The organism is Carnobacterium sp. CS13 (genome assembly GCF_016653495.1).
GTDB classification, from domain to species: domain Bacteria; phylum Bacillota; class Bacilli; order Lactobacillales; family Carnobacteriaceae; genus Carnobacterium_A; species Carnobacterium_A antarcticum.
Genome location: NZ_CP067364.1, coordinates 972,808 through 993,273, shown reverse-complemented (window position 1 = coordinate 993,273; position 20,466 = coordinate 972,808). Strand labels below are relative to the sequence as shown.

21 protein-coding genes and 1 other annotated feature are annotated in these 20,466 nt (G+C 37.5%); of the genes, 1 reads left to right on the top strand and 20 read right to left on the bottom strand.

Annotation, left to right across the window (positions count from 1 at the left end):
- Positions 1 to 9: 9 nt before the first annotated feature.
- From priA to JHE06_RS04700, 16 genes are all read right to left on the bottom strand, one after another.
- The gene (gene priA / locus JHE06_RS04775; RefSeq protein ID WP_201089622.1) at positions 10 to 2,424 is read right to left on the bottom strand and encodes a primosomal protein N'; all 2,415 of its coding nucleotides are present in this window, start codon (positions 2,422 to 2,424) and stop codon (positions 10 to 12) included.
- 14 nt (positions 2,425 to 2,438) lie between these two features.
- Positions 2,439 to 3,644 (bottom strand): bifunctional phosphopantothenoylcysteine decarboxylase/phosphopantothenate--cysteine ligase CoaBC, encoded by a 1,206-nt coding sequence (coaBC, locus tag JHE06_RS04770; RefSeq protein WP_201089620.1) that lies wholly within the window; start codon positions 3,642 to 3,644, stop codon positions 2,439 to 2,441.
- Positions 3,645 to 3,856: 212 nt separating this feature from the next.
- Positions 3,857 to 4,072 (bottom strand): DNA-directed RNA polymerase subunit omega, encoded by a 216-nt coding sequence (rpoZ, locus tag JHE06_RS04765; RefSeq protein ID WP_058918326.1) that lies wholly within the window; start codon positions 4,070 to 4,072, stop codon positions 3,857 to 3,859.
- Between the two features lie 5 nt (positions 4,073 to 4,077).
- Positions 4,078 to 4,692, bottom strand: a complete 615-nt coding sequence (gene gmk, locus JHE06_RS04760) for a guanylate kinase (RefSeq protein WP_058918325.1) — start codon at positions 4,690 to 4,692, stop codon at positions 4,078 to 4,080.
- A 65-nt stretch (positions 4,693 to 4,757) separates the two neighbouring features.
- A complete protein-coding gene (locus tag JHE06_RS04755) occupies positions 4,758 to 4,979 on the bottom strand; it encodes a YdbC family protein (protein ID WP_058918324.1) in 222 nt (73 codons plus the stop codon).
- Between the two features lie 108 nt (positions 4,980 to 5,087).
- Positions 5,088 to 6,458 (bottom strand): patatin-like phospholipase family protein, encoded by a 1,371-nt coding sequence (locus JHE06_RS04750; RefSeq protein WP_201089618.1) that lies wholly within the window; start codon positions 6,456 to 6,458, stop codon positions 5,088 to 5,090.
- Between the two features lie 188 nt (positions 6,459 to 6,646).
- Positions 6,647 to 7,273, bottom strand: a complete 627-nt coding sequence (locus JHE06_RS04745; RefSeq protein WP_058918322.1) for a V-type ATP synthase subunit D — start codon at positions 7,271 to 7,273, stop codon at positions 6,647 to 6,649.
- Between the two features lie 6 nt (positions 7,274 to 7,279).
- Positions 7,280 to 8,656, bottom strand: a complete 1,377-nt coding sequence (locus JHE06_RS04740; protein ID WP_058918321.1) for a V-type ATP synthase subunit B — start codon at positions 8,654 to 8,656, stop codon at positions 7,280 to 7,282.
- On the bottom strand, positions 8,649 to 10,436 hold the full coding sequence (locus tag JHE06_RS04735; RefSeq protein ID WP_201089616.1) for a V-type ATP synthase subunit A: 1,788 nt from the start codon (positions 10,434 to 10,436) through the stop codon (positions 8,649 to 8,651). Before JHE06_RS04735 ends, JHE06_RS04740 begins: the two co-directional genes overlap by 8 nt.
- Positions 10,437 to 10,448: 12 nt before the next feature.
- Positions 10,449 to 10,760 (bottom strand): V-type ATP synthase subunit F, encoded by a 312-nt coding sequence (locus JHE06_RS04730; RefSeq protein WP_058918319.1) that lies wholly within the window; start codon positions 10,758 to 10,760, stop codon positions 10,449 to 10,451.
- Positions 10,750 to 11,754 carry a V-type ATP synthase subunit C gene (locus JHE06_RS04725; RefSeq protein WP_058918318.1) on the bottom strand — a complete coding sequence of 335 codons (1,005 nt, stop codon included), beginning with the start codon at positions 11,752 to 11,754 and terminating at the stop codon, positions 10,750 to 10,752. The genes JHE06_RS04730 and JHE06_RS04725 overlap by 11 nt, the downstream gene beginning before the upstream one ends.
- 15 nt (positions 11,755 to 11,769) lie before the next feature.
- Entirely contained in the window at positions 11,770 to 12,351 is a 582-nt protein-coding gene (locus JHE06_RS04720) for an ATPase (protein ID WP_201089614.1), read from the bottom strand.
- A 44-nt stretch (positions 12,352 to 12,395) separates the two neighbouring features.
- Positions 12,396 to 12,875 carry a V-type ATP synthase subunit K gene (locus JHE06_RS04715; protein WP_058918316.1) on the bottom strand — a complete coding sequence of 160 codons (480 nt, stop codon included), beginning with the start codon at positions 12,873 to 12,875 and terminating at the stop codon, positions 12,396 to 12,398.
- Positions 12,876 to 12,924: 49 nt separating this feature from the next.
- Entirely contained in the window at positions 12,925 to 14,880 is a 1,956-nt protein-coding gene (locus JHE06_RS04710; RefSeq protein WP_058918315.1) for a V-type ATP synthase subunit I, read from the bottom strand.
- Complete coding sequence (locus tag JHE06_RS04705; protein ID WP_058918314.1) at positions 14,867 to 15,193, bottom strand: hypothetical protein; 327 nt, start codon at positions 15,191 to 15,193, stop codon at positions 14,867 to 14,869. Before JHE06_RS04705 ends, JHE06_RS04710 begins: the two co-directional genes overlap by 14 nt.
- A gap of 47 nt (positions 15,194 to 15,240) precedes the next feature.
- Positions 15,241 to 15,287, bottom strand: a sequence feature (sodium ion sensor (DUF1646 type); this cis-regulatory element may regulate processes involved in with the transportation of sodium ions).
- 233 nt (positions 15,288 to 15,520) lie between these two features.
- Complete coding sequence (locus tag JHE06_RS04700; protein WP_058918313.1) at positions 15,521 to 16,387, bottom strand: DegV family protein; 867 nt, start codon at positions 16,385 to 16,387, stop codon at positions 15,521 to 15,523.
- A 168-nt stretch (positions 16,388 to 16,555) separates the two neighbouring features.
- Here JHE06_RS04700 and JHE06_RS04695 point away from each other — a divergent pair, with 168 nt between their 5' ends.
- Positions 16,556 to 16,885 carry a hypothetical protein gene (locus tag JHE06_RS04695; RefSeq protein WP_058918312.1) on the top strand — a complete coding sequence of 110 codons (330 nt, stop codon included), beginning with the start codon at positions 16,556 to 16,558 and terminating at the stop codon, positions 16,883 to 16,885.
- Positions 16,886 to 16,925: 40 nt separating this feature from the next.
- On the opposite strand, the gene JHE06_RS04690 is transcribed toward JHE06_RS04695, so the two are convergent.
- From JHE06_RS04690 to JHE06_RS04675, 4 genes are read right to left on the bottom strand one after another with little or no spacing between them, the layout of a single operon-like run.
- The gene (locus JHE06_RS04690; RefSeq protein ID WP_058920191.1) at positions 16,926 to 17,588 is read right to left on the bottom strand and encodes an ABC transporter permease; all 663 of its coding nucleotides are present in this window, start codon (positions 17,586 to 17,588) and stop codon (positions 16,926 to 16,928) included.
- Positions 17,589 to 17,597: 9 nt separating this feature from the next.
- The gene (locus JHE06_RS04685) at positions 17,598 to 18,539 is read right to left on the bottom strand and encodes an osmoprotectant ABC transporter substrate-binding protein (protein WP_058920190.1); all 942 of its coding nucleotides are present in this window, start codon (positions 18,537 to 18,539) and stop codon (positions 17,598 to 17,600) included.
- Positions 18,540 to 18,566: 27 nt separating this feature from the next.
- Positions 18,567 to 19,193 carry an ABC transporter permease gene (locus JHE06_RS04680; protein WP_058918311.1) on the bottom strand — a complete coding sequence of 209 codons (627 nt, stop codon included), beginning with the start codon at positions 19,191 to 19,193 and terminating at the stop codon, positions 18,567 to 18,569.
- 12 nt (positions 19,194 to 19,205) lie between these two features.
- A complete protein-coding gene (locus JHE06_RS04675; RefSeq protein ID WP_201089612.1) occupies positions 19,206 to 20,384 on the bottom strand; it encodes a betaine/proline/choline family ABC transporter ATP-binding protein in 1,179 nt (392 codons plus the stop codon).
- Positions 20,385 to 20,466: the final 82 nt, after the last annotated feature.

Here is a 20,466-nt window from a genome sequence, read left to right as displayed (position 1 = left end):
TTCCTCTTATTAAATAAAATGCATCGGCTCAGAATCAATTGCAATCTGTAATCCCTTAGTCATTTCTTTTTGTGATTGATTCAATAATTCTTGTAATTTAGTAAATAAAACTGGTTCATTTTTATATTTTATAATGGTTTGATAATAATACCGATTGTTTACTCGCGCAACAGCTTTAGGTGTCGGTCCTAAAACAATTGTTTCAGGTTTTAAATCTGGCTTAATAAATTGAATGATTTCTTGCATTTTTTTAGCTGCTTTTATCTCTTCTTCATGACTCGTTGTAATCAGAATAGTAAAGTAATACGGCGGATAATTTCCCCGGTGCCTCAAACGCATTTCCATTTGATAAAAAGTATCGTAATCGTGTTGTTGAGCCAACTGAATAGCATAGTGTTCAGGATTAAACGTTTGTACGATCACTTCGCCGGTCAATTCAGCTCGTCCTGCTCGGCCGCTTACTTGAGTCAACAGTTGAAAAGTGCGTTCACTAGCTCTAAAATCCGGCAAGCCTAGACTGGTGTCTGCATTCAAAACACCTACCAAGGTAATATTAGGAAAATCTAGACCTTTAGCAATCATCTGCGTCCCTAATAAAATATCCGCTTCTCCATTGCCAAAAGCAGATAAAAGGCGTTCGTGGGCGCCTTTTTTTCTAGTCGTGTCAACATCCATCCGAATGACCTTCGCTGTTGGCAGAACCTTAGCTAACTCTTCTTCAATTTTTTGGGTTCCAGTACCATAATAACGAATTTTGTGGCTTTTGCAACTAGGACAGGTACGAGGGATATTTTCTTCATGACCACAATAATGGCATTTCATCGTCTTAGTGTCCATATGAAGCGTCAATGAAATGTCACAGTTCGGACAAGGCAGTACAAAACCACAGTCGCGGCACATGACAAAAGAAGAATACCCGCGCCGGTTAAGCAAAAGCACGATTTGCTCTTTTTTAGCTATCCGATCTTTTATTTTTTCTTGCAGCAGCAATGAAAAACTACTGCGATTCCCTTCTTTTACCTCTTCACGCATATCAATGATTTCCACTTCAGGCAGTTCTCGCTGATTCACACGTTCTGGCAATTCCAATAGTGTGTACACCTTCTTTTGAGCACGTGCTCGTGATTCTAAAGAAGGCGTGGCACTTCCAAGGATAACCGGACAATGATGATAGTTTGCTCGCCAAATGGCAACATTTCTTGCATGATAACGCGGATTTTCATCTTGTTTATAGGTGCCTTCATGCTCTTCGTCAATAATGATGACGCCGATATTCTCAACCGGTGCAAAAATGGAAGAGCGTGCTCCGACTACGACTTTTGCTTCGCCTTTTTCAATTTTGCGCCACTCGTCATATTTTTCTCCAACAGATAAACCACTATGCAAAACAGCTACCGCTTCGCCAAAACGTCCTTTAAAAGAATTGACCATTTGAGGTGTCAACGCTATTTCTGGAACTAACATCAAAGCAGACTGTCCCTTTTTCAGAGTTTCAGCAATGGTCTGTAGGTAAATTTCAGTTTTTCCACTGCCCGTTATTCCTTTTAGCAGAAAAACTTCAGATTCTTTGTTTTCCACAGCTTGTAAAATGGGCTCTAATGCCTGTTGTTGGGAATGATTGAGTGTGAATGCTGAAGTTTTTTTAAACTCTTGATCTTTAAATGGGTCTCGGTAAATTTCTTCTTCAAAAAAAGATAACCATTTTTTCTTTTGTCCCTCACGTAATATTGTTGACGAAAGAGAGGTCGTTTTAGTTATTTCCTCCACACTGATGGAGTGGTCATTTAAAGATTGAAGCAACTCTAATAGTAACCGTTGTTTAGGCGCTCTTTTACCCAAGCCTATTTTTTCATCTTCTAGCTGCTCGAATGACAAGTCGGCTTGGACCATTCGTCTCTTTTTAGTTTTTGCTTGATTTCTGACAGTATAGACCACTTCTACAGCTTCTTTTTTCTTTAGTTCCAATAAAGCAGGCAATAGGTCACGTTCAACGGCTTCATCCCATGATAACTCATTTCGTCCTTTAAAAAGTTCAAAATAGAGCTCCTCAGGAATATCATCTATCACTCGTATTTTCTTTTCATATTTAGCACGCAAAACAGCCGGAAGCATGGTTTGATAACAGGTTATTTGAAACGAAAAGGTCTTTTCAGCCATTTCCCTCCCCAGTATCAACATCTCTTCGTTGAGAACGGAAGTTAGATCCATTAGTCCTGAAATGGCTTTTAAACTTCCGGTATAATCAGTCGATTGAGTAATCTCCACAACAAAACCTTGAACTTTTCTAGCTCCTTGGCCAAAAGGGACTTCCACTCGCATACCTGGCTGAATTTGATCATTGAATTCAGCTGGAATGGAATAGCTGTAAGGTTTGTTTGTCTGCATCGTCGGTACATCTACGATAACTTTTGCAATTGAAACCACTCTATCTCACACCCTTATTTTTTCATTTGATTGATGGCCACCCTTAATATCTCTGTTGCTATTTCTTGTTTACTACGAACAGAAAGCTCAATAGAATCTTCATCAGCCATAAAAATAGATACTTCATTCGTATCTTTATTAAATCCAGCATGTGGCTTGGATACATCATTAGCTACGATCATATCAGCTTTTTTTTGTTTTAATTTCCCTCTTGCGTATTTTTCAAGGTTATTCGTTTCAGCAGCGAACCCAATTAAAAATTGGTGCTGTTTTTGTTTGCCCAATTCAGCTAAAATATCTGTTGTTTTATCTAATGTAAGCGTCATTGTCGCTTCATTTTTCTTGATTTTTTCTACTGCTTGATTGCTGGGACGGTAGTCAGAGACTGCTGCTGCCATCACTACGATGTCTGCTTGCTCGTAAGCTTGCATAACAGCTTCTTGCATCTCTTTAGCCGAATCTACTTGAACGAATGCTACACCAAAAGGCTGTACTAACTGACGGCTAGCAGAGATCAGCGTGACTGTCGCTCCCAAATCTCTGGCAGCTATGGCTAGACTATATCCCATTTTCCCAGAAGAATCATTCGTGATGTAACGTACCGGATCGATCCGTTCTTTTGTTCCCCCTGCTGTTACAACAACCTGTTTATTTTTTAGCGGCAAGTTGTTCAGTTGCGTTCGTAAAAAACCTTTAACTGTTTCAACAATGTTCACCGCCTCTGGAAAACGGCCTTTTCCTTCATAACCTTCTGCTAAAAATCCTGTATCTGGTTCCATCACAAAACGTCCATCCGCTTCCAGTTGTTGAAGATTACGAACGGTTGCCGGATTTTCCAGCATATGTGAGTTCATGGTAGGCACAACAAAAACAGGTGCTGTCGTAGCCATCAAAGCTGTAGATACAAAATCGTCGGCTATTCCGTTAGCTAATTTAGCCAGCGTATTCGCAGTTGCAGGAGCTACAACGGCAATATCTGTCCAATCCGCTAAATGGATATGACTGACTTGGTCTCCTTCGCGTTCATCAAAAGTATCTGTGTACACATGGTGTTTGCTTAGAATTTGAAAGGTCAACGGTGAAACAAATTCTCTGGCCGATGCAGTCATTGCTACCTTGACATTTGCGCCTTGTTTAATGAATTGTCTTGCTAAATCAGCAGCTTTATATACAGCGATTCCTCCTGAAACATACAGGGCTACGTTTTTATTTTCCAACAATCTTAAAACCTCCTATTTCGCTCTCAAATCTCAGATAATCTCTTACTCCATTTTACTAAAAAAGAACACCTTTGTCTTGCTATCCTTAGAATTATCTCGATTTCCTTACTTGCGGATGCAAAAAGACATTAAAACAAAAGTGCTTCAAAACAGGTAGATCCCTATTTTGCAGCACTTGGCATTTATCTTTTTAAAAGTTTGTTGCGTATTCCTTATTCTTTCGCCCCAACTGTTGCAGGGTCAATAACTAAATCCCCAGCATCAATTTCTTCTAAAGCACGACCGACATTCTTGTGTGATTCGTATTCATCTAACATCGGCATCGCTTTGTTTTCTAACTCATGCGCCCGTTTACTGGCTAAAATCACCAAAGAATATTTTGAATCAATTTTTTCTAATAAACTATCAATAGATGGAAGTAACATCATAATGTTTACAGCTCCTTAATCATTTTTTTATAACGATGAATCACACGCGAAACTTTTAAGTGTTCGCATTCGATAATATTTCTTATTTTGCTGACAGCATTCTCAACCCGATCATTTTCAACAGCATAATCGTAATGCTGCATCAAATTAATCTCTTCAATGGCTTTTTCCATACGTCTTTCAATCACAGCCATGGCATCTGTTCCTCGCCCAATGATACGTGTTTTTAATTCTTTAAGTCCTGGAGGAGTCAAGAAAATAAAAATTCCTTCAGGCATCTTTTCACGTACCTGTAAAGCACCTTGAACTTCGATCTCTAAAAAAACATCTCTGCCACTTGCTAGTGTCTGGTCGACATAAGCCAAAGGCGTACCATAGTAGTTCCCTACATACTCAGCATATTCCAATAAACCGCCGCTTGCAATTAGTTCTTCAAACTCTTCTTTCGTTCTGAAAAAATAATCTACGCCATCAATTTCACCTTCGCGTTGCTTTCTAGTGGTCATTGAAATAGAATATTCAAAGTCATTATTCGGTTGTTCAAAAATTGCTTTTCTCACTGTTCCTTTACCTACACCTGAAGGCCCAGAAAGAACAATTAAAAGTCCGCGTTCTGCCATATTCAAATCCTTCCTATCTAAAAAAAGTTTCTGTTATTATTTCTTTTGTGTAAAATCTTTGGGCATTAATTTAAAGTTGCTAAAAAGGATTTGAGTGTTTCCATTTCTTCATTGGTAAGCGTCAGGCCTTTGCCCATTTTTTCATGGTTTGGAGCCCAATCCCGAATATCAAATTTAGGCGGGTTGCCATTCCAACTTACTAGATTTAATTCTTTACGCCATCCTTTTGCATTTTCAGAAAGCACTGCAATTTCTTCCATAATTTCGTAAGTAAATTTTTGAGCCACTTCATTCACCTCTCATTGATTAAGCTAATTTAATTTAGGCTATGCAAAATACCTGATAATGAGAACTCACCCTTAAGTGTACCATAAAATCCAGTTGTTCTGTAACTTTTATTTAAAATTTCCGTTTTTTATCTGATCCATACAAATGGCCATCATGAAAACATGAGGTTTTTGTTTAATCAAATAGTCAACTTTCCAATTATGCCATTCAATCGGTTGATTTTTTTCAATCAAATTTAAAAAATACAGCAGCATTTTTTTATTAGAAAGAAACGGAATTCTTTCTAAGTAACGAGCAATCCATTCTTCTACTGAATAAATAACGTCAACAGTAAACAATTCATCAACTTCATTGATCGTAGTTGCTTTGACTAATTCTTCGTATTTTTCAAGAATCGCTGTTTCAAATAAAGAAAAGCTATACACTTTTGTCGGATCAATCTGAAATAACTTCCCAATCAGTTCATGTACTGCATAGGTCAGCTCTTTTTTTCCAATTCGCCCTCGCCAATATTTTTCTAAAACCTCTAAATTTTTTTGCTGTTGTTCGGTTTCATTTAAGAAGCCAGCCGCAAACCGTCTATTTTTATTCATCAAAAATTTAGCTAACGCCAAATAAAATTTTTCGTAATGCTTTTTAAAACTATCTTTTTCAAAAGTATACCAACTGCCTTCATAAAATTCAAAGTGCTTCATCGTTTCATAATAACCCAGAGCAATGTTGATATCCGCACGATTGCCATCGAATAACAATAAGTTTCCCAATGGCCATTTACTGCCTAGATCATGAATCGGTACATCAGTAATCGGCCTACTCCTTTTCAACGAGATTGGTCCTGTAATGTCAACGCTGATTACTGCTGTCGGTTTTTTTTCGAGCGCCATCTCAACGGGCAAATTATTGTAGTACCCTCCATCAATATAAGACTTTTCACCAATTTTAGTGATTTGCATTGCTGGATAGAATGAAGCACTTCCCAGCAAATAAAGACTCAATTCGCCAAACGGTATACTAGGTAAGAAAAACTCTACGCGTTTCATCGAAGGATATTCTGTCAGAGTCAAACCAAATTCAATGGCGCTCTTTCTGATGCGTTTTTCATCTGCCAGATAAGTGTCGATCAGCTCTTTTAAAGGAGTGGTATTAAATCCTCTTTTTTTTAAGGCCGACACAACAAAACCTCGCATTGTTCGGCGGTAACTTTTAAAGCTGTTGATTTCGATCGGTTTAGATAAAGCCAAGACATGGTTGGTTTCCATTTTACGCCACATCTGTTCGCCTAAATCGTACTCATCTTGAAGAAATAAAGCTCCATTTAAAGCCCCTACAGAAGTTCCAGTAATCAGGTGAATTTCAATACAAAGCTCTTTCAATGCTTTCCAAACACCTATTTGATAAGAACCTCTCGCTCCTCCGCCGCCTAATACAAGTGCTACTTTTTTTGACCGTTTTATTTGTTTAAGAAGTTCTGTCTCCATCTGCATCATCTCCTTAAACTCAGTATACACGGCTCTTGTTTTTAGTGGTACCAATGACAACGAAAAAACGAACAAAATCATCACTGATTTTGTTCGTTTTTTTAAGGTTCTGTCATTTTTGGTGTTAGTAAGTGAAATGACTGTATTTCACCATAAAAATCACCATCGTGATTTGCCAAAAAGCCTTTTTAACCCATATCTTTTACTTTCATCAATCGGGTGATATTAGCTCTTTCGTTTTCATCTAATTTCATTTGAATAAAATAAATCGTTTCTTCATACCTTGGAATCGTCATATACTCTAATGCATTTACTCTGCGACGAGTTTTTTCGATTTCATCTGCCATTAGTTGACAAGTTTTTTCGATTTCTGAAAGTTCCAATAACTGAGCCATGACTGCTGACATTTTTTCAATTGACGTGTCTAATTCACTATTGGAATTTAAGTAGCCATAACGTAATTCGTTAGTATCTTGACTCTCATCATACTTAAAATTCATGACCGGTACGGAAACACTCATAATATTTTTTTCGTATATCTCTAGTTCTACTGCACGAGGTGGAATCGCTACTAGCTCTTCAATAAAATTTTCGTTTAACAATGCTTTAGCCATCACAAAAGATTGCATCGCACTAGTTAATTTGCCTTCCACTTCTGCACGTAACTCATTGTTTTTCCGGATAAGCGTAATGAATTGACGCATCAGCTCGTCTTGTTTGTCTTTCAACAATTTATGACCGCGAGTTGCAGTACTCAGCTGCTGCTTTAAAATGGTCAATTCCATTCTAGTTGGGTTCACATTTAATTTTGCCATTTAGACTCACTCCCCCTTCGGCAGGTATTCGTCTAACATCTCATCTTTGATCCGCTTCAATTCCGTTCTAGGCAAAATGGACAAGAGTTCCCAACCCAAATCTAATGATTCTTCGATAGTACGATTGGTATAGTTTCCTTGGTTTACGTATTCTTTTTCAAAACGCTCGCCAAATTCAGCATAAAGCTTGTCTGTTTCAGAAAGAGCAGACTCTCCTAGCACCACAGCGAGTTCCTTCGCTTGTTTTCCTTCTGCATAAGCAGCGAATAACTGGTTCATGGTAGCAGCATGATCTTTTCTTGTTTTCCCTTCGCCAGTCCCTTTATCTTTTAAACGCGACAAAGATGGCAAGACATCGATAGGCGGGTGAATACCATTATTGAATAAATCGCGAGACAAAATGATTTGTCCTTCTGTGATGTATCCGGTCAAATCAGGAATCGGATGCGTAATATCGTCTTCTGGCATAGTTAGAATAGGAATCTGCGTAACAGAACCCTTTCCACCGACCAAACGACCAGCACGTTCAAATAACGTTGCCAGATTGGTGTAAAGATAACCCGGGTAACCACGACGTCCAGGTACTTCACGTCTTGCTGCTGAGATTTCACGCAAGGCTTCACAATAATTCGTCATATCCGTCATAATAACCAATACATGCATGTCTTTTTCATAAGCTAAATACTCAGCTGTCGTCAAGGCCATCTTTGGAGTGGCTATCCGTTCAATTGCAGGATCGTCCGCTAAGTTAACAAACATAACCGAATGATCAATGGCACCTGTTTTACGAAAGTCTTCCATGAAAAACTCTGCTTCTTCAAACGTAATACCGATAGCCGCAAAAACAATGGCAAATTTTTCGTCTGAATTTAAAACAGTAGCCTGTCTTGCGATTTGAGCAGCTAATTCTTTATGCGGAAGCCCCGAACCTGAGAATACAGGCAGTTTTTGTCCTCTAACCAATGTATTTAGGTGATCAATAGATGAAATTCCTGTCTGGATAAATTCATCTGGATAGTCACGAGCCATGGGATTGATCGCTTCTCCGTTAACATCCAATGATTTTTCAGCGATCAATTCAGGCCCGTTATCATTGATGCGTCCCATTCCATCGAAGACGCGACCAAGCATGTCTTCAGAAACATCTAACGTTAAGGGTTTGCCTAAGAAACGCACTTTAGTATCTTTTAAGTTGATTCCGTGAGAGCCCTCAAATATTTGAACCATCGCTTTATCCCCATTGATTTCCAAAACTTGTCCACGTCTTTTTTCGCCGTTTTGCATTTGGATGTCAACTAACTCATCAAATTTAACGCCTTCAACACCTTCAACTGCCATCAAAGGACCGACAACTTCTGTGATTGTCCGATATTCTTTAAGCATCTAATTCCATTCCTCCTTTTTCAACGATTTGGTGAATGGTGGTTTTAATATCTGATTTTAAGATTTCAAACTTCCCAATTTCTTCTTCAGGGATGTACTTCCCTCTACCAATTCTTTCACGAACTGTAACAGTACCTTCAATAATTTCGTTAAAATAAGAACCTAATGCCATACCAGCAAGAGCTTCATCTTCAAAATACAAAATAGTTGATAACATTTCATATTGCTTTTCTCGAGAAGTATACGTATCGACATCATCAAACGCATTTTGTTGTAAGAAATCTTCACGAATCATTTTAGATGTCGCCAACTTTAGACGGTCTCTTTCAGATAAAGACTCAACACCGACTAAGCGTACAATTTCTTCCAGTTCAGATTCTTCTTGTAACAAGGTCATGGTTCTTCTGACCATTCCCGTCCAATCTTTTCCTAATTGTTCTCCGTTATAAATCCCTAACTCTTGAGAATATAAAGAGTACGACGCTAGCCAATCAATAGAAGGAAAGTGACGTTTTTGTGCTAATAAATTATCTAAGCTCCAGAATACCTTAGCCACTCGCATAGTATTTTGAGTTACCGGCTCAGAAGTATCTCCTCCAGGAGGGGATACTGCGCCGATAGCAGTGATACTTCCTTCTCGGCCTTCCGTTCCCAAAGTAATGATTTTTCCAGCACGCTCGTAAAATTCTGCAATTCGGCTTCCTAAGTAAGCTGGATATCCTTCATCTCCTGGCATTTCTTCAAGACGACCTGACATCTCACGCAATGCCTCTGCCCAACGAGAAGTAGAATCCGCCATAATAGCGACACTATAGCCCATATCTCTAAAGTATTCAGCGATCGTAATACCTGTATAGATGGAAGCTTCACGAGCCGCAACAGGCATATTTGATGTATTTGCAATCAAAATCGTACGTTCCATAATGGACTCCCCGGTATTAGGATCAATTAATTGCGGAAATTCATTGATTACGTCAGTCATTTCATTCCCACGTTCTCCACACCCGACATACACAACTAAATCAACATCTGCCCATTTAGCGATTTGATGTTGCACCACCGTTTTACCAGCTCCAAATGGACCTGGAACAGCCGCAGCACCGCCTTTTGCTACTGGGAACAGCGTATCAATGACACGTTGTCCGGTAATCATCGGTTCAACTGGGTTTAATTTTTTTGCTGTTGGACGTCCTTGTCTAACGGGCCATTTCTGCAGCATCGTAAATTCTTTTACGCCATTTTCTTCAGTTTCAATCGTATAAATAGTCTCAGTAATATCAAAATTTCCACTCTCAATACTCTTGATCGTGCCTTCAACACCATATGGAACCATTATTTTGTGTACAATAACTTTTGTTTCAGGAATAGTCCCAACGATATCCCCTGCAACAACCTTCGTTCCAACTTCTACAGTTGGCGTGAACGTCCATTTATCTGTTCGACTCAATGCTTCAATAGAAACTCCGCGAATCAGATAGTTGCTTTCTGTTTTGTCCATAAATTTATCAAGCGGACGTTGAATTCCATCAAACATTTGCGAAATCATGCCGGGAGCTAATTCAACTGACAAAGCTTCGCCAGTTGTTTCAACAGGTTCTCCAGGTCCAACCATTGACGTTTCTTCATAAACTTGAATAGAAGCTACATCGTTACGCATTTCAATAATTTCGCCAATTAACCCAAGCTTACCGACTTTACAGATATCTTGAATATTAGCTTGCTCCATCCCTTCAGCCGTAACTAACGGCCCAGAGACACTCACAATTCTTCCTTTGTTCAAACTGGTAACCTCCTATAAAATATTTTGCCCCACTGCCTTTTCAACATTTTGCTGGATTCTTTTTTTCCCAATGTCTAATGAACCTAAGTGATTAGGAATTAAGATAACGGCTGGTTTTATCATTTGGTCGTAGCGGTCGATCGTCTCCGGTATTAATTTTCCTAACGGTTCTGTCAAATAAATAATGCCATACTCTTCTTTAGCTAGGCGATCAACTGTCCGTCTAGCTTCTCTAGCTTCAGATGCGTAAAAAACGTCAAATCCTAAGATTTTAAAAGGTAAAATCGAGTCTTTGTCGCCGACTACACCAATTTTATGAGCCATAATTGATTCGCATCCTTTCTGTAACTTCTTCAAGCGGAAGCTTATTTTCTTTGCCGACTAAAACTAAACGTAAATTTTTAACTTCATTTTCTTTCGCATAAATATACGCTAATAAAGGCATCGGACCAAAGACTTCTAATTTTGCGTCTTTCATTTTTTCCATGAAGGCATCATCCGTTGCAAGATCAATTTTCACAGGAGACAATTCTTGATTGTCTGAACGGATCGAAGCTGTAACAATTTCCCGATATTTGCCTTCCGCTAGTTTTTTACCCGCCTCTTCTAAACTTTCTGAACCCAATGAAATAAGTTCTTCTATAGGCATACTTCCAGCATCGGATAAAATAGTAGTCAAAAAATTTCGTGATCGTTTTTGGCTGATAGCCCTTGTCAAAGTGGACAAGTTATTTAAATCGATATAAAGAACGATCAATTCCAACACTTTAGGGTCTTCTATTTTTATCGCTAATTGTTTTAAATGAGTAAAGTAACGACGATCAAGGATAATGTCAATCGATTGAATATTGGAGTAATCTTCGTAGTCTGTTTTCACTTCAAGAATACTTGTTAAATATTCTTGATCCAAATCATCGGATCTACTGGTTTCTACAGCTTGTCTTAAAGTTGAAATGGAATTTTTTCCAATCGGTATCAGCATTGTTGTGAAGTCATTTTTTGTGAAATACTCTTTTAATAATACTTTTAAATTGTGGTAAGAATACCGCAACGAAAACAATTCAACTAAGTTCGGTTCTGGGCTAATGCTGAATAACTCAGCATACATTCGTTGCAATTCATTCACTAGCATTAAATCATAGTCTTTTGTCTCTTTTAATTGTTCTATATCATTTCGATAAGGTGTATCCTTTAAAACATTCAATGCTTCTTCAAAATCAGGCGCTTGTAGCATCCGTTCAAATTGATCATTTCTAAGGAGATTACTTTCGTAAACACGAATGCGTGCGTTAGTCCCAGCAAATGCTGTTGGCTTCATTTATTCTCCTCCTTTTTATTGAAATAATTTTTTTGAAACAGATGGAATCAAATGATTTTTGCTTTCATTGATCAAAGCATGGAATAAATAATTGTATTGTATTCCATTGTCTCTAAGGATAAATCCAAATTTCCCCGCAATCGTTTCATTTGATAAAGAAACGTTTAGTTCTTTTGATGCTACTTCTTCGATCCATTGTTGAGAAACTTTTTCAGCTGACTTTTCTCCTAAAATCAATTCTACGCGTTCCATCGCTTTAAATTCTTTTAAGACAGATAATAAAAATGCTTGGAATTCTGTTTCATTCCATTGCTCCATTTCCATCAAAGCTTTCTCAAACACAGAATTTAGCGAGAGTTGTTTTTCAGACAGCAATTGATCGCGTTTATGGTTTACCAAGCTATTTTTATTCTTTTCAAACTCATTTGCTAAGCGAACATCAATCATTTTCTTTTGTTTAACTTCTTCTTCAGCTAAGTCTGTATCTGCTGCTGCAAGTCTATTTTTTGCTTCCAGTTCAGCTTGTTGAATTTTGTTTTGTATTTCGACTTTCTTTTTTTCAATCATACGATCCGTAATCAGTTTAAGATCTGACATCATTTCCCTCCGTTCTTAATCGTTTTTTGAATAGAAATGAGTCATTATACATTTAAGACAAGTAAAAAGGAAATAACAAAACCTAAGATAGCGTATGTTTCAACCATAGCAGAATAAATAATTCCTTTTGTAGCGTGCTCAGGTTTTTTAGCTAAAATTTGGATACCAGCAGAAGCAACACGACCTTGTGCAATACCTGAAAATAAACCGGTGAAAGCAATCGGCATAGCGGCCATCAACATATATAAACCCTGTGCTAAAGTTGTATCAGCGCCCGTGTTCAAATAAATCAAGAAGGCAATAACAAAACCATAAAGACCTTGTGTACCTGGCAAAAGCTGTAAGATCAGAGCTTGACCAAATTTTTCAGGCTGTTCAGTGGTTAAAGCAGCTGCTGCTTCCCCTGTCATACCTACACCTTTAGCTGAACCGATACCTGAAAAGATTGTTGCAAACCCAATTCCCATTGCTGCAAAGAATAGACCACCATTGTTTTCTGCTAAAAATGTTATCAAATTGCCCATTATAAAATTCCTCCATTAAAATATATTTTTTTTAGATAGTTGTTTAAGTTTATTGTCTTTTTTTTAAATAAATGTGTTTTTCAAAAGTCTTCAACGGATTCAACGCTCGTCCGCCACCTTCGTAAAATTTTCCGAAAAATTCAACGTATTGTAATCTGGCTGTATGCACGTAAGCACTTAAATAAGTTAAGAAAATATTCAGCGAATGCAACGCGACAAATAGCAAAATCCCAACAGTAAATTTAGCGACAGGAGGTAAAAATTCAACAATCATATTAAAAGCTGCTGCTATACTCCCACCGGAAACTCCTAGGGCCATTAATCTTGTATAACTGACTAAATCACCCACATAACCTGTTATACCATACAAATTATATAGTCCTAATGCTGCTCCCAGACCTTTTTTTTCAGAAGCTAACATGGTCACCACAATAATTCCAACAACATTCACTCCTATTAAAAGATAAGCGATTGTTTTAAGTAGAGAACTATCGAAAACCATCATGCTCAACACTAAGAGTCCAATGCCTACTAGGATCCCTACCCAAGCCATTCCATCAACATAACTAGAGGCTCGTTCTTGTTTCCGCCACTTAACTGCTCCGTTAATAACCAGACCATACACAAGTTGAATGAACCCAAACACGACTGAAAGCAAGAGTATAGTAATAACGTCTGTCGTTGTTGACAATAATTGGAAAGGCAAATCGTAACCAAAGAAACTACCATAAATCACTCCCCAAACAATTACGCCATAAGACAGCAAATGGAAGAAGCGAATAAATTTAGCCATTCCCTTATCTAAATTAAGGTATTTCTGTGCTAGAAAAGTACCGATCAGAAGAATTAAACCATAACCTAAATCTGCGCTCATCATACCAAAAAAGACTAAGTAAAACGGCATCATAAAAGGAGTCGGATCAATATCATCGTATTTTGGCAAACTGTACATCTCCGTGACACTTTCAAACGGTTCAACAAATTTATTGTTTTCTAAAACAACTGGAACAACACCGTAGTCCTTCATTTTAATTTCTTCCGAAATGACTGCGTAGTGTTCTTTTCCAACGTGGGTATCTAAAAGGACTTTCAATTCAGGAACCTGTTCTTCTTCCAACCAACCATTTAACAAGAAGAAACTTTTCCCGTTCAATAAGAGGGTTTTTCCAATTTCTCTTTGAGCGAGATTATAATAATATTCTTCTCCTAGTTCTAACTGTGTTACTTTAGTTTTAAAAGCTACCAATTCTTTTTTTAATGTTTGCTCTTTTTCTTGCAGCTTTTTATTTTCTGCAAGATTGCGTTTCAGTTCTTCTTTGGGTACTAACGTATAAGGATAATTAAACTTGGTAAACTGAAACTGATTCAAAATAGATTCGGTAGCACTATCATTTTCTTTAGCTGTAATAATAAGATAGGCGGCTTCATCTTTGTATTGAAAAATTTCTTCAATATAATTTGAGCCTTTTTCTTTTAGTGCATTTTGAAATTCCGTTACATTTCCAGCAGCAATCGTTCCAACATAACCTGCTGTAAGTTTAAATTCTGCTAAATCATTAGGATTGAATTCTAAAGGGTTCCATTTACGCAAAAAGAGTTCTTCTTCATTTAAACTTTTCTGTTGTTGTTCTAACGCAATAAGTTCTTTTTCTTTTTTAAAAACTTCTTGGCAGATTGCGTCTAATTGAGAAACAGAAATTGCTGCTTCTAGTTCCTCTAACGTATATTCCTCTCGGCCTTTTTTTAATTTGGCAATAAAACCTGGTTGCGGGAGGTACTGTTTTAAGTATGACAACGCATGCTGAATATCTTTCAAACGTTCTTCATATTTTGTTTTTTCAACAGTCGGCATTTCTTTAGAATAATAACTAAGGAGATTGGATTCTTCTAAAGTCGTTAAATCTACTAACTCAAGCCTTTGTAATTCCTGCACTGCTTTTAAAAGAAGATCTTTATCTGCTTGTTCTGCCAAAAGCGTCATCTGTTTCATTTTAGCTATTGCCATAGCGATGGATAACCTCCTTTACAATGTCATTTACCACATCTGTTTCATTTACCTTAGCGGAATGATCCAACTCTGCTGCTTTGGCAGAAATCTCTTCATCTACTTGTTTTTTTATGTGTTCTATTTCTTGATCATACCTTTTTTGTTGCTCTTTTTCGTACTCTGCCAATTTAGAAGATAAACGCGACTGATGATCTGCCATGGTTTCTTCGGTTAACTCTTTTATTCTTTTAACCTCTGCGTCGCTATCTGTTTCTAATTTTCCAGCTCTCTCTTCTGCTTCTTGAACATATTGAATGGCTTCAATACTCATCTTATTTCACCTCCTCCAAAATAAAAAAAAGGCGTAACTAACAAGACTTCTTCTCACCCCTTGAAGAAATTGCCTTGAAAGCTACTGCCCAACCATTTTTATTCTATTTAATTTATAATAAATTTAACATAGAGCAATTTCACTGTCAAATGACTTTTAGGTTTAACTGGAAAGTCTTCAATTGTAATTTGTGTCCTATTTTCGGCAGCATTTTAAAGATTATAGGGTAATGTAATAATAGCAAATTTGTTTATAATAGTTACCTCTAAATTAAATTATACCGTTTTCACAACTTAAATACAATGCTGATTTTTATAACTTTATGTTTTATTTCGGCATTCCAAATGAAAAGACCGCTAACGAACCAAATCCAGTATGAGCTGCGATTGTCGGTCCATAAGGATATATCTTAATATCTTTTACTTTAATTTTTTCTAAAAGAGCTTCTTTTATCCATTCTGCTTCTTCTGGAACTCCTGCGTGTCCAATAAAAATCGTTTGGTTTTCAGGCTCAATGATTCCTTCCGCTGTTTTTTGAACTAAGAATTGCAATGATTTTTTCCGTCCTCGGACTTTAGCATAAGGAACCAAACCACCCAGTTGGTTCATGATAATAATGGGCTTTACATTTAATAGCGTTCCTAAAGTTGCAGAAACTGCTGAGATTCTTCCGCCGCGCTCTAAATGCTTAATATCATCTACTGTTACCCATGAGTGAAGCTTTAATTTATTTTCTTCTATCCAACGAGTTACCTCAATCAGCGACTTGCCTGCTGCTTTCATATTAGCTGCTTCATAAACAAGCAACCCATCGCCAAGACAAACCGCCAATGTATCAATCACTGTAATATCAACAGTTCCATACTCTTCTCTTAGCATTTCTACAGCAGCTAATGCATTATTATACGAACCACTTAATCCCGATGAAAAAGCTAAATAAAGAATCGGTTCGCTCTTTTCAACATAGTACTTAAAGACTTCTAGATAAGTTCCAATATTGATTTGAGATGTTGAAGCAATCTTACCCTCTTTTATATTTTTAAAAAAAGCTTCTCGATCAAATGTTTTGCCCAAATCATCGATTATCTCTTTTCCCTCCATATTGATGACCATATTCATAATGTGAATATGATGCTTCTCAACAAATTCCAGAGGCAGGTCGCAACAAGAATCTGCAATTATTTTATATGTCATGTTAAAACTCCTCGATGGTATACTTTTCTTTTTTAACTGTCCAATTACTATTATAGCTAGAATATGGCAGAAAAGAAAACTATATTGATAATAATTTGAAAAAGACTTGCACATCTGAACGTTTGTTCGTATAATGAAATTAACAAACAAACGTTCGGAGGAATCGATATGGAAAAAAACTTTGCTGAAAAGTCCCCTGCCTTTTTTAATACCTTTAATAAGAAGCTGTTTCTCACTAAAGAACCAGATACCTTGCAAGTGTTTCCTCAGATGCCTGAACATCAAATCCGCTATTTTTTGATGCAAGCTTATGAGCGGCGCAAACCTATCGTTCTCCAAATGAATAAGACCAAACATATCTTGACAATTGATGAACAAAAAGGAATTTTAAGATACGCCCCAAATAAAAAATCGCTTATTATCTTAGAGAGTCTGAGTCGCCAAACAACTTATATGCTTTCTTTTGAAGACATTCGCCATGTTCGGTTAGCTCAATAAAAAAACGAAACCTTTTAAAAGGTTTCGTTTTTTTATTGGACTAGTTTCTAACTTTATTTGTCGGATCTAATTTCTTTTCAATTGCTCCTAAAACAATATCACTAATAACAGCCATCAATGCGGTTGGGATAGCACCTGATAAAATAATAGCCCCACCGTCTGTGGCGTTAACGCCACGCGTAATGATGTCACCTAATCCTCCTGCTCCAATAAAGGTTCCGATTGCCGTAATCCCAATACCGACTACTAATGCATTACGAATCCCTGCCATTATAACAGATAACGATAGCGGCAATTCAACCATATAGGTCAGTTGGAATCTGGTCATTCCCATCCCTTTACCAGAATCTAAGATGTTGCTGTCAACATTTCGAACACCGGTATACGTATTTTTGATGATTGGCAATAAGGAATATAGAAAGACGGTCGTCACAACTGTTCCTACGCCCAGACCTAAACCAAGCATCAAAATAGATAACATGGCTAAAGAAGGAATCGTTTGAATAACATTGGCAACGCCAATAACCCAGTCTGCTAATTTACTGTTGCGTGAAACCCAAAATCCTATAGGAATTCCGACAATAGCTGCAAAAAGAACACCATAAATAGAAATTAAAAAGTGGCGCACAAACTGTTCCCAGATATAAAATCCATTTTCGTTAAAGTAATACCATAATTGTTCCCAAAGACCCATCTCTGAAATATTCACGGATTACTCGCCCCCTTTTGTGTTTGTTTCATTTTCTTCAAAATAATTATTTTCTTCTAAAAAATCTGTTGCAACTTTTTTTGGTTCCAATAAATTATTGTCCGCTTCATAATTCATTTCTTGCATTTTTTCAGTCGTGATCGTCCCTGCTAATTTCAGCAATACTTCATTTAATTCAGGGTAATCTTTTAACACTTGGTAAGTGGTAACAGGACTGGCATCGTATGGGGGAAACAAGTGCTTGTCATCTTCTAAAACGACTAAGTCATAACTGCTGATTCGTCCGTCCGTTGAATACCCTAAAACCACATCCATCTTTCCGGCTGCTAAAGCATCATAAACTAATCCAATTTGCATTGGATAGACACGCTTAAAATCAAAACCGTACGTTTCTACAAACGCATCGTACCCATCGCCTTCTCTCTCCATCCAAGAAGTATCGGCACCTAATTTGAGTTCTGATATGATATCCTTTAAATCACTAACAGTTTGAAGATCATATTCTTCTGCTAATTCTTGTGTGACCATAAACGAGTAAGTGTTAGCAAATCCATATGAAGGAAACCATTTTTGATCGAATTCATCTTTAAATCCATTTACGACAGTTTGGTAAGCTTTCGCTGGATCTGTGATTGGCTCTTGCTGAAGCACGCCTGTTAAATCGGTACCTGTGTAACGGACACCTGAAACATTTGCGTCTCCTCCAACTAAAGCCTGATGATTAAGGGTAGAAGACCCTAAATTGTTGATCAATTGTGCATCGATATCGATATAATGTTCGACCATGCCTTCAACGATAAAACCCAAAATTTGTTGTTCTGTAGTGGTCCCACCTGTAATAGTGATTCCTTCTTCGTCAAAACCCCCGCCTAAACCAGGAAGCGAGCAACTGCTTAAAAACACAGTTGCTAAAAGAAGAACCACAATTTGATTGATTTTTTTAATTGTGTTCATTGTTTTAAAACCTCCTATTTAGTATGCGCTGGCGGGCGTTAATTTTTTCTCTAATTTTCCTAAAATAAAATCTGTTAATAAAGCTAACACCGTTACGGGTATCGTACCACCAATAATCAGGCTAGGTATAAATAGATTTAATCCATTAAAAATAAAGTCTCCTAAGCCGCCTGCTCCAATATAAGAAGCTAGTGTTGCCCAAGCAATAACGTATACACCGGAAAGACGAATCCCGGACATAATGACCGCTGCAGCTTGCGGCAATTCGACTAAACGAATCAATTCCATATCGGTCATACCCATTCCTTTACCCGCGTCTTTTAGCCCTCCGTCTACTCCTTTGACACCAATATAGGTATTTCTAAGAATTGGCAATAACGAATAAATGAATAAAGCAATTATTGCAGGAACTTTTCCAATTCCAAAAAACGGAATCATCAAAGCAAGTAGAGCTAAAGAAGGAACGGTTTGTAAGACCGTTGCAATTCCCATTACGATAGACGCTACTTTATTAAAACGAGTCAATATTATTCCAAGTGGGACAGCTACAATCACACCTAAAAATAAAGCAAATGCAGAAATATAAAGATGTTCCCACGTTTTCAGCAACAGATCCGAACCATTGCTTGCAAAAAAATCAGCCATGTTTCTTCCCTCCTACTCTTTAATTTCTTTTGAAACGGTTGATTCCATCGGCGTTTCAGGTGGTGTTTCTGCGTCATCGCCCCAAATCGTGTCATACACAATATCTACTAGAGAAGCACGCGTAACTATTCCAATTAAACGATTTTTTTCATCAACTACTGGGACATTCTTAAACCCGCGTTTTAAAATACGTTGTACAGTATCTCTTAACAACGTTCCTTTGCGTACAAAATAAACTTTGGTCGACATGATATCGCCAATACTGGTTGCACGTTTCCTGTTTAAATCGATGCTTTCAACATCAACATATCCCTTTAAGATTCCTGCATCGTCCGTCACTAATAACGAGTCTACACGGCGGTCACGCATCAGTTTGATAGCATCAGTAATAGACTTGCCTGGTGTAACTGAAACAGGGTTCTTCAACATAACTTGTTCAACTGTTTGAAGATTAGGCCGTGCTTGGAGCAAACGATCTTCCCCAATAAAGTCTTCTACAAATTGATTAGCTGGAGCAGCCAGAATATTATCCGGTGTATCGAATTGAACAACTTTACCTTCTTGCATAATGACGATGCGGTCCGCTAAATCTAAAGCTTCATCCATATCATGAGTAACAAAAATAATTGTTTTTCCCATCTCTACTTGAAGTTCTTTTAATAATTCTTGGAGAGAGTCTCGCGTAATAGGATCCAAAGCACCAAACGGTTCATCCATTAAAATAATGTCTTGATCCGCAGCTAAAGCGCGGATAACGCCTATTCTTTGTTGCTGACCCCCTGACAATTCAGAAGGATAGCGATCTAGAAACTCTAACGGCAAATCTACTCTTTTTATGAGTTTTTTGGCGATTTCTTTTTGTTCTTCCTCTGACCATTTCATTAATTTCGGAACTAAAACGATGTTATCAAAAATGGTCATGTGTGGCATCAACCCGATTTGTTGGATCACATAGCCGATTTTCCGACGCAATTTCACTGGATCTTTCTTCATGATATCTTCGCCATCAATTAAAATTTGTCCAGAAGTTGGCTCGATCATTCGGTTGATCATCCGCATTGAAGTTGTCTTTCCACTTCCACTTGTACCAATAAAAACAATAAATTCGCCTTCGTTAAACGCAAGATTGATGTTGTCTACTGCTTTTTTTCCGCCTTTATAAACTTTTGAAACATTTTTAAATTCAATCAAAGTTTCCACCCTCTTATCTATTTTTCTTTTCTTTGCTAAAAAATCGCATTATCCTTATCAATTATCTCTTAAATCGCTCGTA